The sequence below is a fragment of the Nodosilinea sp. FACHB-131 genome (genome assembly GCF_014695395.1).
Taxonomy (GTDB): domain Bacteria; phylum Cyanobacteriota; class Cyanobacteriia; order Phormidesmidales; family Phormidesmidaceae; genus Nodosilinea.
The window spans coordinates 97,363-112,042 of the sequence record NZ_JACJOF010000003.1; the positions used below are offsets into that span (position 1 = coordinate 97,363).

The window sequence follows — 14,680 nt, forward strand, 5'->3', positions numbered from 1 at the left end:
TCTACTCTTTTTCGTCGGCTTGCTGAGCGATCGACCATGCCAGCTCGAACCCGAACACATTAATCAAGGCATAGACTGCCATTGTGAAAAACGGAAGCTGAAGCCCTGAGATGCTGCGGAAGAAAGCGTAGAACTCAACCCCGTAGACCATGATGATCAGCAGGAATACTCCAACGTATCCGTCAGTGCCTTCTAGCTGTAGCTCAGCGCGGGCAGCACGGGCGGCAATCACTGCCGACGGGCTTAGGTCAGGCACCTTGCGGCTGTTGAGCTTTTGGAATTTGGCATAACGCTTTTCCCACGTTCCTTGCATCCGGCGAATTGCCATGGCTTCAACGCCTCCAATAGCCAGCGCGATCGCAAGGGCCGCATACCAGTTTGGGTCGCCCCAAACTGTCCACTGCTTGTTTGGCTTGAAGTTGGTTCCAAAGGGTAGCCACCCGGTTGCAAAGTTGGCTGTCGCCCCCATCGTGGTGAGCGCCATGGGGATAGGGTTGAGCTGGGCAATGTCGGCCCCGTCGGGGATGCCTGGCTTGGGCAGCGCCCTAGGGTTCTCAATGCCGTGGGTCTGCGCTGACTGGCTTAGCGGCAGCGCGGTGTAGACCGTTTCGGTTGAGAGAATCATGCAGCCGACCGACATGGTGTAGGCCACAAACTTAAGCCCGCCCCGTGCTGTGGGGTTGGTTAACCATGCGATCGACTTTGCCGCCCATTCGGCAGGGGCGAAGAGGTTAGCTCCAAACGGTCTTGGTGATGCTGATTTCATTGGCTGCTTACCCTGAGTTTGCTTTTGCTTGCCCTGCCCCTGCTGTTGGGCTTGGGGTTTTTGTTGTTGCTGTTGCCCTTGGGGAGGCATTACTTGTGCTTGTGGGATTTGGCCCATCACGTAGCCTTGGGCTTGCATCTGCGCCAGTATGTGGTCTGCAAATTGATCTGCCTGCGATTTCTGCGTCATGGTTGAGTCTCCGATAATTGATTAAGGTTGCAGATGCTTGCGTGATGCAGTGCCTGTTGGTCGGCTTGGGCTAAGACTTGCTGACCTGTGCCAGGGTCAACCCGGATAGCGGCAAACAGTAGACCCGAGCTATCAAACAGCGGATACCAACGATCGCTGTTGTATCGAGGCGCGCCCCAGTCAAAGCCGAATAGGTTGAGTTGATCCGCTACTGGCATCCCCGCCGCAAAGCTGAACCCCTGGAGGGTGTCGCCCTGACAGTTGGGTTGCCGCAGTCCCAACTCTGAATACTTCTCGGCTACCTTCACCTCGCCCTCGATCTCTGCTGTCTTCGCCTCAATCGCTTGGATAGCAGCCCGGTGTTCCGCCTCAATGCGATCCTCGTGGTCGAGCTTTGCAGTGCTGTCCTCGTTCCACACTGCGATGGTATTGGCGGCCCCAGCAAAGCCCACCACGGCGAGAAGACCGAGGGTAGATAGGACAGCAACACGGGGCCAGAATCGAGAGTGAGTGGTGATAAAAGTCATGTTTTTTGACGATGAAAAGGGAGGGGCTAAGTGCTTTGCGGGGGTGTCAATGCCGTCAATGAGGTCGGTCGTCAATGCACCATTAAAGTTTTGACGGCTTGCTGCGCTTAGCTTTGGCGCTTTATGACTGGGGTGGAGGTCGTCAAAACTTTTTCCCCACCCCAGCGCTCGTGTCAAAGGATTCTGAGTAGCGTCAAAAAGCTGCTTAAGAACCCCTAGGACTAGCGCTCCGTCGCGTCTGCGGCACCGCTCAAGTAGCTGGGTTGAGTCGCCGGTTGTAAGGGCTTCAACGATAAGCGCTTCAACATCGGCTCCCCCAGGCTGGCCTTCTCCCCCATAGGGTGCTGAGACATCAAAGCCCCAACGTTCTGCCCAATCTGGGTGAAGGCGGTGCGGCCAGAAAGCATGTCGTAGATAAGCTGGGAAGCCTCATCTACCAGGGGCTGGATGGATTGCTCATACTCGGTGGCGATCGCGTTGATACCCGCTGTCTGCCCCTGAACAGCTTGATTTACTTGGCTTCGTAGCTGGGCAATTTCAGCTGCTACCTGAGCCCGGTAGGCCCGGTCATCCCCCGAACCAGCCTGTGTAGGGGTTGTTGCCTTGGGGCTGTTGCCAAAACCCTTGCTGTTGCTGGGGTTGCTGCGGTCGGTTGCTTGTGTCATTGGTCTGCACTCCTAGAAATAGTTCGATTTCGTTGACTGAGTAGCCCTGCCGCATCCATTGAGCGACCTGCGCAAGGCGAAAACATTGATGCTCCGTGAACTCTTTCAGCCCCGATTCGATGCCCGCGAGTTTGCACCAGCGCCACATCGTAGGAATCGAGATTGTTTTCATGGCCCCTGGGTAACGAAGTGCCGAAAGCTGCCTAATGGCAGTGCTTCTGGCGATTGTTGCGGGGGTATCAAATGTTTTCATGACCTTTCACGAGTTTTCACGAGGCTTTCATGAGACTAGTTATAGCCCATAAAGTATTCCATTTGCAACCCAAGTGGAATCTACTCCGGGTGGTTAGGATAGAATTACGGTCGTACCGTATGATTTTGGAGTCCCTGAATGGCCGAACTTATGCCTCCTGCTAGCAACGCCGACAACCTAGAGAAGCGTTCCGTAGCATTGCCGCCCGCGCTGTGGCAAGCCTGCGAAGAATTTGCCGCAGCCAATGGGGAGAAATTATCGGAGGTCTATCGGCGAGTCGTAACGCTGGGGGTATCGGCTGAACGAGAGCGGCGCACGGCTGACCTGAGCTATGAGAATAAATATCTGGTCAATGAACGACTCAAGGCAAAGCGAGGCGGGGCAGTTGAGGCAATACGAAAGCTTGAGGTGTCCCTCAATGAAGCAACCTCGATCGGAGAGCTGCAAGCTGCGATCGCAGCGCTCAGGCTTTGGCTGAGCGAATAACGCCACCCCATACCGCGATCGATACAATAGGAACATCGCCTAGGTGTTCCGCTCATGACCTCGATCGCTGGCATCATTCGCACACGGCAGCAGACCTACCTTAAGAAATCGACGGCTAACTCTAGCGACCTCGGCGACAATGCAAAGGTGCTGCTGCCCGCCAATACGGAGCTACGGATCAAAGCCGTGAGCGACACCCTACAGCAGGGCCATTTCCTGGTCACGCTCGATCGCAACATCGAGGTCGAGGACGGCAGCGCCAGCTACAACACCTTTTATGTCTACGCTCACCCCAGCCAGTGGGAAGTGTTGGAGGATAACAGGCCCGCGCCGACCGATACGCCTGTGGTGCCGCTGCGGGGGCCAGTGATCAAAGTGCCGGGTCGTGGCATTATCGCCCTCAGCGCGCCGATACAGTCGCAGTCGCCATTTCTGACATGGGCTGAGGCCACAGCCAATGGCAGCCGCATTCCTGAGTCGATCGCAGTGGTGAATGGCATTGAGGCGATCGCGCTGAAGTTGAAGCCGGTGCGCGAGAAGTTTGGGCCGATGCGCTTGACCTCCTGGTATCGACCTCCGCAGGTGAACAGGGCCGTGGGTGGGGCGTCGCAGTCGATGCACCTGCGGGGGCATGCCGTAGACATTGCGCCGGTCAATGGCAACGTTCACGATTTTCAGGAATGGTGCGTGGCCAATTGGCACGGAGGCATCGGCACTGGGGCGCATAAGGGTTTCGTGCACCTAGACGCGAGAAATTTTCGCTCGGTATGGTCGTACTAGGCTGAGCCAAGCTGCGATCGAGATGGTAGAATCATTACGAGGCTAAGCACGAGCCTCTCCTTGTTTGGCTATCCCGCGTTACCTCTTCCTGGCCCTAGGAAAGTTTGGAGAGAGGAAACCGGGCGGTTCAACTAAAAAAACTGACAGGCCCTGGGTGTTAGCGCACCTGGGGCTTTGTTTTATCTACCCATCCAGATTAATCCTCACACCTGGGCCACCATCCAACGATCGCGCCACCACCGTCCCATGCACCTTAGGCGCAGACAGCCCGGCAGATTTCATCGCGATCCCAAGTTGCAGTTCCCAATTCACATCGATCGCGCTTTGATAGGCGAGCGGTTGAGCCAGCACTGTCAGCACCTTGCGCACGTTCAGATCGCGGCGGGATTGTTGCCCTTGTAGGTCGGCGGTCGCGGCATAGAGTGTGTCGTAGTCGAATAGGCCATTGCGATCGGGCCAATGGCTGGCAGCGGCAATGGTCACCTGGTGAGTATGCCGTTCTTTGGTGCGGGCCATCCCCTCCAAGTGATCGACACAAATGTGACAGTCCTGGGTGTCTGTCCCAACGCCACGCACCGGCAGCCAGATGATCGTGCCTACATCCCTGGGGCATTGATCAGGGTTGCGCTTCACTAGCAGAATGATGCCCTTACCCTCGACCCGGTGAGTGTGGATCGTTTCGTAGGGCTTCTGCTTAACCTCGCCTTCGTGATACCAGCCTACAGACACGATCCACTGCTGGATCGCTGTGAGGATTCTATTCAAGAGCACGGGCGGTGCCTCACTGGGCGTCAGGGTAGTGAGATAAAAAATGCTCGACTAATGCCGGTTCAGACCAGCACATATTGGCCCGCTGCTCCAAGGTCATCCTGGCGTCAACGAGGCTCATAGGCAGGCGATACCCCTTTTGAGTTCTGCAACTCACCCAACAATTCACCACCTGGAATAGGGAAGTGAGTTGGTCTTCAGGGATCGATCGCTGGTAGTAGCCGTCGAGAATTAATGCAACCTGATCCATGCCGCTGTGGCGAGCAATGCGGGCGCTGAGTAGCTGCCACACTTTGATCGCACCCAATTCGGTAGGCCTGTCTGTACGCTGAGCCAGCACGTCACCTGACAGGTACAGTGCCCCCATGTTCTTGAGGTACGCCGCCACCTCCAAATCGCGCAGGCTGTGGTCTTCGACGTGAATGATCGCGCCATAGTCCCGCAACGCCGCGCTGAGCTGCTGCGACTCATCGGCCAGCCACGCCGCCTTAGCCGAGAGCATCCCGTGCAGAACCCCGATGAAGTGCCTATAACTGGGATGACTCATTGGGGCTGTGCCGTGCGTGGAATGATTCTTAGATTCTAGTCGCTGCCCACCGCATGAACACGGGCGCTGTGCCAGGTAGCGGTGCGATCGCGCTGTCTTGGTGGAGGGTGCAGGGGGTGCGAGGGGTGCAGGCCAAAAAAACTCAAAAAAAGTGGGTGATCGCACTCCAAAAAAATGGAATGCGATCACACGAAAAAAATCGCATTTCGACCCCTGCACTCCCCGCACCCCCTGCACCCATGCTGAATACTGAGTGCAATTATTCCAAGACCGATACACTTAAGGGGTGTCACCCCTGATCGCAATGCCCGACGAACTGCGCCAGATGATCGAGCGACTTGAACAAGATTTCAGGGCCATGGCCGATCGCGTCAACGACCTGGAGCACAGCTATCTGGCGATGAGAAAGCGGGTGCCGGTGCCGCTGATTATCCCGGTGCGGTCTGCCACTAAGATCGCCCTGGTGGTCACCTCAGCCTTGACTGTGATCGCGCTGGCACTAGTTATTTCGCCGCAGAGCATCACGGTGGGTGGGGTGCTGTATAACTGGCCTGGAATTTCGGCTGAGGCGATCGCGACCTTGGGGGCAGGCGTAGGTTTGTGGATCACGGTGAGGGAGCATCTGAAGGATAAAAGTGACTATAAGGACAAAGGCGATTGATCCCTCTACATTTCGTCAGCAACGGCGCGATCGCACTGTCCTACCTATGGATCGGCGGCGTGCTGCTCCTGCTATCGTCGCAGCTGTACCGTCCTGGCTTTAGGCTGATTTATTGGGTGATGGCGGCATTCATCCTTAGCTGCGGCTTTGGACACTTCCTTGAGGCGACAAATAACCCTTGGGCAATGGCATGGCACCCTGTCACAGCCGTGGTGAGTCTGAGCAGTGCCGCCATAATCAGCCGCTATCGCCCCTACCTGGCCAAGGTGGCGGCGGCTGACAACCTCAATGAAACCATCCTCGATTCCATGGCTCAGCCCCTGGTTTTGGTGCAGGTGGAGGCTGATGATTTACGGGTGGCCTACCAGAACCCCGCCGCAGTTGCAGGCCTTGGGCGCGACATGACGGGGCAGCTATTGGGCGAGGCGCTACCCAGCCACAAGACGTCGCAGGGTGAAGGGCGATCGCTGCTCGACACCTACATCGACGTGGCCCAGCGAGGCGCGGTAGAGGAATTCGACGCCTATTACCCTGGTGATGGCATCGAAGGCTGGTACAGGGTCAAGGCACTGCCCGCTGGCCCAGGGCAGGCGCTGATCGCATGGGCCGATATCAGCGACGAGCGGGTGAGCCTTGAGGCGCAGCTGTTCCTCAACGAGATCCAGCGGGCGATTCTGGAGCGAGAGTTCGTGCTGCACTATCAACCCATCATCGATCTGAGTACGGGCGCGATCGCGGGGTACGAAGCTTTGGTTCGCTGGCTTGGTCAAGACGGCACCATACGCTATCCTGACGAGTTCCTAGGGGCGATCGAGCGGACTGCCTTGATGCCAGCGCTGTGTTACCTGGTGGCCGAGCTGGCCTGCGAAGAATTGCAGTCGTGGGCAGGGACCGATCGCGAGGGCCTGCACATGGCGATCAACCTATCGCCCTTGACGGTGGGAGAGGTGGACTTCGAGAGTAGGTTTAACTCGGTGCTCGATCGCTTTGTGATTAGACGGCAGCAGCTGCGGTTAGAGATTACCGAACGGGACGCGCTTGAAGAGCCGGTTATTTTCAAGGTGCAGCGGCTGCGGCAAATTGGCCACGGCATCTCGATTGATGACTTCGGCACTGGGGTCAGCAACATTATGACCCTGAGAGATTACCCGGCAGACCAGCTCAAGATCGATCGCAGTTTTATAACTAACTTGCTGACCAATTCTCAAGATCAGGATATTGTAAAAACGATTGTGGTCCTGGCTGGATCGTTCGGCCTTGAGATTGTGGCCGAGGGCGTGGAGGATGCTGCGACGGCGCAATGGCTGGGCAGCGCAGGCGTGCAGTATGGGCAGGGGTTTTACTGGTCTAAGGCTGTGCCGCTGAAATAATCTTGACCTGATTTAGGCCCAGATTTAGGCAACAACTTTTGACTAACTGCTGAAAGAAGGGCGGATGATGGGGCTCGAACCCACGAATGGTGGAATCACAATCCACTGCCTTAACCACTTGGCTACACCCGCCGTATTCGCGATACTTAATATAGCATCGATGATTACCTCAATGCCACGCCTGGGCTAACTTTTGTTTTGAAGGTTTCCAAAGCTGAGAGACCGTAGCGTAAAGCCACTTAGAAGCACCTGGGGAGAGTGGTATTCCCTCCTGGGAGGGTGGCTGTTTTTGCATTTAGGCAGCAAGGTTGTGCCGTATTGGGGTTTATCTGTCTTTGGGGTTTGCCATGCCGGTTTCAATCATCATCCCCACCTGGAATGAAGCGGCCTGTCTGGGCCGTACTCTAAATGTGTTGCAGGGTCTTAACCCACCCCCACGCGAAATCTTATTGGTGGATGGGGGCAGCCGCGATCGCACCCTAGCGATCGCCCATGCCTGGGCCGATCGCTTGCCGTTGATAGTGCTCCAGGCTCCTGCGCGGGGGCGATCGGTGCAGATGAACTGGGGCGCTGCTGCTGCCAAGGGCGACGTGCTCTGCTTTCTTCACGCTGACACCCTCATCCCCGACGACCTAGTACAGGTAGTAGAAAGCACCCTGGCCAACCCGAAGGTGGCAGGCGGCGGATTTATTTCTTTGATGGCCGGGCCGCAAAAAACCCGCTGGGGCATTTCGCTGCACAATGCCCTCAAAACTTACTACGCGCCGCTGCTGTTTCGGCCTCATTTATTTATACGCGGGCTGCGCCTGCTGTTTGGTGACCAGGTCATATTCTGCCGCCGGGTCGATTTTATTACCTGTGGCGGGTTCGACCCTGCCTTGCCGATTATGGAAGAAGCTGACCTGTGCCTAAAGCTTTGCCGCCGGGGCCGCCTGTGCCAGCTTAGTCGAGTTGTTCACTCCTCAGACCGGCGGGTAGCGGCCTGGGGAACTTTAAAAGCCAATGCCATCTACTTAATGATCGGGGTGCTGTGGGGCATCGGGGTGCCCGCTACCACCCTAAAGCGATTTTATGAGGAGGTTCGCTAAGGTTGGCGAACGAGTAGACCCTTCAAGCCGTTTGTATAAAACAGCTTCATTCAATAGCCACTGCACTTGAGCCACCGATCAATCCAACCGGCAAGAATCAAGGTGGTGCATGGTGTATGGCGATCGCGATCGAAAGTAAGACAGACCGTCCTCGCTCTGGCGACCACAAATTTCTAATTCGCCAGGCCTGAAATCAACCGCCATACAACCATTTCCACGGCTTGGCTAACGCGAAAGAACTTTTTTGCTGGAGATACGTAAAGTTTTTTAACGCATTTCCGGATTTAAATCTGCTTCACAAAGTTATGCGTAGTTGGCATGAAAACCTTACCCAGCAGGGTTGACTTGAACCTCGTTCAAGTGCCCGGCATAGGAGCGTTTGCATGAGCCCCCTTGATGCTGAAGCCCCCGCTTCTGAGACACCCCCAGCCCCTACTCAGCCCCTTGCCTTTGTCGAAGCCAATGATGCTGGAGAACAGCCCGATGGAGCCTTTTCCATCGTTTCTGATCTGCTACAGCCCCTGGCATCAATCTCTGGAAGTCTTTCTGGAGATGCCGATCTCTTTCAAATCTTCATCTCGGGCGAGCAGCCCTTCTCCGCAACAACGCTGAATGCAGGAACCCTGCTCGGCCTGCCCATCGACAATGCGCTAGGGATTCCCACCAGCCTGCTGGAAGATCCTCAGCTATTTCTGTTCGATGCCGCAGGCAAGGGCGTCTACGGCAACGACGATCTGTTTGGCTCGGCCCAGGCAACCTTGCCCTCAAGGACGGGCTTGCTCACTCCGGGCATTTACTACCTGGCCATTTCAGGATTTGATTACGACCCCGTTAGCGCCGGCGGGGAAATCTTTCCCGACGAATCCTTTGATGGCGTTTTGTTACCCGCCGGACTGGGTGCAGGCTCCCCGCTAGTGGGGTTTGCTGGAGAGGGTACCCCTAGCGGTGCCTACACCATTGCCCTTACCGGTGCTCAAACCGTCGCGCCGACTCCGCCGCCCCCCACCTTTGACCTGTTGGGACTAACCGACGACAATCAGCTCGTGTCGTTTTCCACCGGAAATCTGGCCCAAGCAACTCCGTTGTCTGTAACTGGCATCGAGGGCAGCCTCATCGGCATTGATGTGCGTCCGGCCAACGGATTGCTCTACGGCCTCACAACCACTAACCAGCTCTACACCCTGGCCCTCAAGGGCAACGTGGCCGAAGCAACGCTGGTCAGCACCCTATCTCAGCCCTTTGAAGGCGGAGCCGTTGCCGGCTTTGACTTTAACCCCGTGGCCGATCGCCTGCGTCTAGTGGGCGAGAACGATCAAAGCTTCCGCATCAATGTCGATACCGGCGCGGTGATTGTCGACGGCACCCTCGCCTTTGGCCCTGGGGATGCCAATGCTGGAGCCAACCCCAGGGTGACTGGGGCGGCCTACACCAACTCCTTCGCGGGCACCACAGCGACGCAGCTCTTTGACCTTGACGCTGAGTTAAATACTCTTGTGCTGCAAAACCCGCCCAACGATGGCACCTTACGAACGATAGGCGAGCTGGGTTTCGACCTCGACAGTCTGGGGGGATTCGAGATTGTGGCCTCCTCGGCAGGAGACAACACGGCGTTTGTGGTGTCTGAGGCGACCCTGTATGCCCTCGATCTTGAGTCTGGGGTGGCGACTAGCCTGGGGGCGATCGGCACCGACGACACGGTCAATTTTCAGGGATTGACGGCTGCGCCTTTGGTTGCCGACGTTGAACCATTGCCTGAACTGTTCGACCTGACCGGTTTTGATGGCAACGTGGCGGTAAACGTGATTCAAAAGCTGTTCCGCGAGGCCTTCTTTGACAACGTGCTGGCTTTTTACGAGACCGATGCGCAGGGACAGGTGGATGGTCTGCTGCCCGGAGACGCTGGCTATGAGGCGGCCGTTGCCGTCAACTTGCTGGACGGCATCGAATTGATGGTTGGCAACAATCAAAGCATTGACGTGACGCTGAACCTCCCAGGCGGAACGTACTATGCACCGGCGTTGCTAATTGACGGCAGCCTACAAAGCTTGGCGACCGTGGGTGACGCGGCCCTAGGGCAGACGCGCATTAAGCGTGAAGGCAATACGTGGCTATTCGAAGATGCCGGGGATTTTGACTTTAACGACCTCGTCGTGACGCTTACTCCTGAGGTTAGTGCGATCGCCTAGGCGACCGCGCCAAAAGTAGCTTGCTCAACTGAATAAGCCTGGGAATCTACAAATTAGATACCTAGGCTCAAGCCTCGTAATTCCTATTCACAATCAAGGGTTATTTCTGCCATGAAGACCACGAACAAAGCTTTCAAAAAAGCCCTGTGTGCCGCTGGGCTAGTGCTAGGACTGGCAACCACCATTGGCGCAGGCGCTGTGTTTGTCAACGCGTCTGACCACGATGACGGGGAGTCTGAAATCAAGGGGCGCAATCTAAATTTGACCGACTTGTATGTGTTTCGGGAAGTGGATCAAAACACCAACGCTTCTCCAGAAAACTTGGTTTTGATCATGAATACTAACCCCCGCTCTGTGGCGGGGCAGCAGTATTATTTCAGCACCCGCGCGAAGTACAAGTTCAATATTTCCCGAGTTAGCAACAATGATGCTACGCCAACGGGGCTATCTGATGTTGTCCTAGAGTTTGAATTTGGTCCGCCGAAGGGCAACAATCGCCAGAACTACAAGCTGACGGTCACAAGAGACGGCAGCAAAGACGTGATTGAAGGAGAGACAACCGCACTGAAGGAAACCCCAGTCCTGAATGAAGGCACCGTCGATGGCTCAAAAGTTAAAGTCTTTGCAGGGCTGCGGGAAGATCCGTTCTTTTTTGATGTGGAGCAATTCTTTCGGGTGAGGGCTGGGGCGCTGGGCAAAGGGCCTGCGGTTGGGTTTCGCCCTCCAGAGGAGGCAGTGGACTTTACCAAGGGGTATAACGTCAATGCGATCGCCGTTCAGCTGCCGATCGCGCTATTGCAGGACTCAAGCAATGCCACCACTTTTGATGTGTGGATGACAGTGTCGCTGCCGGGGAGCAAAAAGTTTAGTCAGGTCGAGCGCCTGGCTCGCCCCGCCGTGAATGAAGGCCTGATCGTCACCAATGACTTTTTGAATACCCTTAACAGCGTCGACCCAGCCTTTGAGGCCGCAGCCCTGGCGGGTCAGGAACCAGCGGCCAGTGCTGCCGGCCCTATTGTCGGCGAGGCGAAACAAACGCTGCTGGCGCTCGGCAATAGCGATGCCAGAGCCGATGCCCTGCTCCAGGCATTTCTGCCCGATGTCATGCGCATCGACACGACCGGGCCTAGCGGCTATGCCAACGCCCTCAATGCTAAGGGCAGTCCCATTGCGGGGCGACTGCTGACGGATGACGTAGTTGATATCACCCTCGCCGTGCTCACCAACGGCGCAGTTACAAGCGACAACGTTTCCTATAGCGGCACGCCCGGCAACCCCGCCCAGGGCCACGATCCCCTAGAGGCCTCTTTCCCCTACCTGGCTCCTGCTAACTAGTGCTCGCCCGCTAGTCAGTTGGCAAATCTACCCCAGATTGACAGAAAAGCCTGTCTGTCAATCTGGCTGACAGGCTGAAAGGTTCAAACTCACGCCCTCCTGTATTTAGATTCTTCCTGTTTAACCGGCTCTAACCTGACATGACCAGCGCAGGACGCGATCGCAATGGTACCCATCAAATCAATTACGTCTACGTCAGCCTCAAAGCGAACATCTGCGTCTCGGGTGTTGGGCCTGGGTCTGCTCGCCCTTGGGGCAGTTGCCCTGACGCAGGTTCCAAACTGGCAATGGCCGGGGTTCGGACCTCAAACTGCCCACAGATATACATTTCCTGGCTTCCTCGATCGCCAGGGTCAGCAAACCCTAGAGCAGTCGATTTCGTTCTACCAGGGCCAAGTACAAAAGAACCCAACGGACGGACTCGATCAGGCGACGCTGGCCAATCTATACATTCAGATGGCCCGCGCCACGCGTCACGACAGCTGGTATTTGCTGGCAGAAAAATCGGCCCAGCAGTCGCTGGCCAATTTGCCCTTTAACAACCAGGGAGCCGTCTTGGCCCTGGCTCAGATTGCTGAGGCCCAGCATGACTTCACAACCGCCATTCGTCTAGCCCAAAGTGTGGGCCAGCCCGACGCCCTGGGGCTCGTAGTCACAGCCCAGCTCGCGATCGGACAGGTTGAAGATGCCGCTGCTGTGGCAAACCAGCTAGCGGACCAGTACCCATCGCTAGGGAGCCTAACGCTCAAGGCGTTGGCCCACGAAGCCCAGGGGCAGGATGACCAGGCCCTAACGGCTTTTCAGCAGGCGATCGCAGCGGAAGAACCCGACAACCCCGCCGGTTCGGCCCAGGTTCGCGTGTTTTTGGGGCGATTTTACGCTCAGCGGGGCGAGCATAGAAAAGCCGAAGCCCTCTACCGGGAAGCGCTGCGGATCGTCCCCGACTACCCGCTGGCCCATCTCCAGCTAGCTGAGTTGGCCACAGTGAGAGGCCGGTACCGCACTGCCAAATATCACTACCAAGCGGTCGGAGGAGCAACGGCTCTGCACGGCCTGGCTCGGCTACAAGCCTTGCAGGGGCGATCGGCAGCCGAGGCCTGGCAGGCTGCTGAAACTGAGCTGCGGCGAAACGTTGAGGGCAATGCCCTGGGGCATCGGCGCGATTTGGCCCATTTGCTGCTGGAACGGGGTGACCCCGCCGATGTGGCGGAGGCGGTGGCGCTGATGGAAACCGAAACCGCCAACCGCCGCGATGCCCAAACCCTCGACACGTTGGCCTGGGCGCTGGGGTCGGCGGGCCGACTGCCCGAGGCCCAGCAGGCGCTCCAGGAAGCATTGAATCAGGGAGTGCGCAGTGCGGCGATCGCTTACCGAGCGGGGGAGATTGAATTAGCTCTCAATCATCCCGTCCAAGCGAAAGAATTTTTTCGCCAGGCGACCGAGATAGACCCCACGTTTACCCCCCCAACCCAGCAGCGGTTAGGCCTAACCAAACAGGAGAAGTGATGATTACCCAGCAGTTTCACTCGTGTTTGCGCCGCCTTCGTTGCCGCTGGTACGTTGTCTTGGGGCTGTTGGTCGCCCTCAGCTGCATTGTGGTCGCCCAGCCCGCCGCCGCCCATTGGGGAGATTTGGCCGCCGCTGAAATTGCCACAGAGGGGACAGAAACGCGCATTGCCCTAACCTACCCAACTGGGTTGACCGCCTTTGCCGACGACGACGGCAGCGGACAGCTCTCTCCCAGTGAACTGATTCGCCATCAAGAGGCATTGACGCGGCAGCTTGAGTCCGCGATCGCTCTCAGAGATAGCCGTAACCAGTCACCCCGGCTGACCCTCCAGCCCGCCGTAGACAGTGCCTCTGCCAATGCCAGAATTGCCCCCGGCAGCCACACCACGCTGCAACTGTTGTACGCCTGGGCAGAGCCACCCTCGGGGTTGGCGATCGCCTACACCTTGTTCCCGCCCGATGCGCCCGAGGCCAGCTGCCTGGCTACCATTGCCCAAAACGGGCAGGTCACCAACCATGTCTTCACCCCTGAAGACCCCACCTTCACTGTGAGACCCGCAGGCTCAGCCGCTTTGGGCAGCAAAGCCTGGTTTGTCACGCTGCTCGGCGCATTCTTGTGGGGGGCGGTGCATTCGCTGTCGCCGGGACACGGCAAAACCTTGGTGGGAGCCTATCTGGTGGGCGAACGGGCCACCTCTCGCCACGCCTTGTTTTTGGCGCTGACGACCACCGTCACCCACACTCTTGGCGTCTTTGCCCTAGGTTTCATCACCCTGGCGGCAGCCCGCTATGTGCTGCCCGAGCAAATTTACCCCTGGCTGAGCCTGCTCTCGGGGGCCATGATTGTCTACATCGGTGCCAATCTGATTGCTCAGCGGCGGCAGCGCCCTAGTCATCACCACAGCGCCCATGCTCACGCCCCTAATGAATTGGCCCATGCCCACGCCCACTCTCCCAGTGAACTGGCTCACGCCCATGCCCACAAAAACTTCCGCGACCGCGATCGCTCGCCCCACACCCACGACCGCCCTCACCATTCCCATAGGCATCACTCCCGTGCCGAGCATCACACTCACGGCTCCGAGCATCATACCCATGCCCACGACTCCACTCATCACCACCACGGCGAACCCCATAGTCACTTGCCTGTGATGCCCGACGGCACTGCCATATCCTGGCGCGGGTTGCTCATGCTGGGGGTGTCGGCGGGGCTAGTGCCCTGTCCAGCGGCCCTAGTGCTGCTGCTGGGGGCGATCGCCTTTGGTAACCCGGTTTCAGGGTTGCTGCTAGTGGTGGCCTTTAGCTTAGGACTAGCCAGTGTTTTAGCGGGTTTGGGCCTGCTGCTGGTCTCGGCCAAACGAGTGTTTAAGCAGGTGCCCGTGCCTCGCCTTCAGTCCTTGCAGTGGCTACCGCTGGCCAGCGCGGTGGGTATCACCATCATCGGTTTGGGCATTTCAGCCCGATCGCTCATGCAGCTGCTCTAGCGCCTGACCAAAGTTTCACCGTCAATGTTTTTGCTCACCGCCCGATTTGCCCCTTTCAATTACAGG

General features: G+C 57.3%; 14 protein-coding genes and 1 tRNA gene. 9 read left to right on the plus strand and 6 right to left on the minus strand.

Going from position 1 to position 14,680, the window contains the following annotated elements:
- Nucleotide 1 precedes the first annotated feature (1 nt).
- The 3 genes from H6F75_RS00635 to H6F75_RS00645 all read right to left on the minus strand — a co-directional run bounded on the left by H6F75_RS00635 (nucleotide 2) and on the right by H6F75_RS00645 (nucleotide 2,147).
- Entirely contained in the window at nucleotides 2-955 is a 954-nt protein-coding gene (locus H6F75_RS00635; RefSeq protein WP_190748222.1) for a hypothetical protein, read from the minus strand.
- Complete coding sequence (locus H6F75_RS00640; RefSeq protein ID WP_190748224.1) at nucleotides 952-1,482, minus strand: hypothetical protein; 531 nt, start codon at nucleotides 1,480-1,482, stop codon at nucleotides 952-954. Before H6F75_RS00640 ends, H6F75_RS00635 begins: the two co-directional genes overlap by 4 nt.
- 221 nt (nucleotides 1,483-1,703) lie before the next feature.
- Nucleotides 1,704-2,147 carry a hypothetical protein gene (locus H6F75_RS00645; RefSeq protein ID WP_190748226.1) on the minus strand — a complete coding sequence of 148 codons (444 nt, stop codon included), beginning with the start codon at nucleotides 2,145-2,147 and terminating at the stop codon, nucleotides 1,704-1,706.
- 391 nt (nucleotides 2,148-2,538) lie between these two features.
- Here H6F75_RS00645 and H6F75_RS00650 point away from each other — a divergent pair, with 391 nt between their 5' ends.
- Together H6F75_RS00650 and H6F75_RS00655 are read left to right on the plus strand one after the other, a co-directional pair.
- Nucleotides 2,539-2,886 carry a hypothetical protein gene (locus H6F75_RS00650; RefSeq protein WP_190748228.1) on the plus strand — a complete coding sequence of 116 codons (348 nt, stop codon included), beginning with the start codon at nucleotides 2,539-2,541 and terminating at the stop codon, nucleotides 2,884-2,886.
- 54 nt (nucleotides 2,887-2,940) lie between these two features.
- Nucleotides 2,941-3,666, plus strand: a complete 726-nt coding sequence (locus H6F75_RS00655) for a D-Ala-D-Ala carboxypeptidase family metallohydrolase (protein ID WP_190748230.1) — start codon at nucleotides 2,941-2,943, stop codon at nucleotides 3,664-3,666.
- Nucleotides 3,667-3,849: 183 nt separating this feature from the next.
- Here H6F75_RS00655 and H6F75_RS00660 read toward each other — a convergent pair whose 3' ends face one another.
- Both H6F75_RS00660 and H6F75_RS00665 read right to left on the minus strand, forming a co-directional pair.
- On the minus strand, nucleotides 3,850-4,437 hold the full coding sequence (locus H6F75_RS00660) for a hypothetical protein (protein ID WP_190748231.1): 588 nt from the start codon (nucleotides 4,435-4,437) through the stop codon (nucleotides 3,850-3,852).
- A gap of 10 nt (nucleotides 4,438-4,447) precedes the next feature.
- Nucleotides 4,448-4,981, minus strand: a complete 534-nt coding sequence (locus H6F75_RS00665) for a hypothetical protein (protein WP_190748233.1) — start codon at nucleotides 4,979-4,981, stop codon at nucleotides 4,448-4,450.
- A 304-nt stretch (nucleotides 4,982-5,285) separates the two neighbouring features.
- Here H6F75_RS00665 and H6F75_RS00670 point away from each other — a divergent pair, with 304 nt between their 5' ends.
- Together H6F75_RS00670 and H6F75_RS00675 are read left to right on the plus strand one after the other, a co-directional pair.
- A complete protein-coding gene (locus H6F75_RS00670; RefSeq protein WP_190748235.1) occupies nucleotides 5,286-5,642 on the plus strand; it encodes a hypothetical protein in 357 nt (118 codons plus the stop codon).
- Nucleotides 5,639-7,012, plus strand: coding sequence for an EAL domain-containing protein (locus H6F75_RS00675; RefSeq protein ID WP_190748237.1), 1,374 nt, complete (start codon nucleotides 5,639-5,641; stop codon nucleotides 7,010-7,012). Before H6F75_RS00670 ends, H6F75_RS00675 begins: the two co-directional genes overlap by 4 nt.
- Nucleotides 7,013-7,071: 59 nt before the next feature.
- Here the strand turns inward: H6F75_RS00675 and H6F75_RS00680 are convergent.
- Nucleotides 7,072-7,144 (minus strand) — tRNA-His (locus H6F75_RS00680).
- 215 nt (nucleotides 7,145-7,359) lie between these two features.
- Here H6F75_RS00680 and H6F75_RS00685 point away from each other — a divergent pair.
- The 5 genes from H6F75_RS00685 to H6F75_RS00705 all read left to right on the plus strand — a co-directional run bounded on the left by H6F75_RS00685 (nucleotide 7,360) and on the right by H6F75_RS00705 (nucleotide 14,614).
- Nucleotides 7,360-8,100, plus strand: a complete 741-nt coding sequence (locus H6F75_RS00685) for a TIGR04283 family arsenosugar biosynthesis glycosyltransferase (RefSeq protein ID WP_190748239.1) — start codon at nucleotides 7,360-7,362, stop codon at nucleotides 8,098-8,100.
- A gap of 383 nt (nucleotides 8,101-8,483) precedes the next feature.
- The gene (locus H6F75_RS00690; RefSeq protein WP_190748241.1) at nucleotides 8,484-10,286 is read left to right on the plus strand and encodes a DUF4394 domain-containing protein; all 1,803 of its coding nucleotides are present in this window, start codon (nucleotides 8,484-8,486) and stop codon (nucleotides 10,284-10,286) included.
- A 111-nt stretch (nucleotides 10,287-10,397) separates the two neighbouring features.
- A complete protein-coding gene (locus H6F75_RS00695) occupies nucleotides 10,398-11,621 on the plus strand; it encodes a DUF4331 domain-containing protein (RefSeq protein WP_190748243.1) in 1,224 nt (407 codons plus the stop codon).
- Between the two features lie 165 nt (nucleotides 11,622-11,786).
- The gene (locus tag H6F75_RS00700; protein ID WP_190748245.1) at nucleotides 11,787-13,127 is read left to right on the plus strand and encodes a tetratricopeptide repeat protein; all 1,341 of its coding nucleotides are present in this window, start codon (nucleotides 11,787-11,789) and stop codon (nucleotides 13,125-13,127) included.
- Nucleotides 13,127-14,614 carry a sulfite exporter TauE/SafE family protein gene (locus tag H6F75_RS00705; RefSeq protein WP_190748247.1) on the plus strand — a complete coding sequence of 496 codons (1,488 nt, stop codon included), beginning with the start codon at nucleotides 13,127-13,129 and terminating at the stop codon, nucleotides 14,612-14,614. The genes H6F75_RS00700 and H6F75_RS00705 overlap by 1 nt, the downstream gene beginning before the upstream one ends.
- Nucleotides 14,615-14,680: the final 66 nt, after the last annotated feature.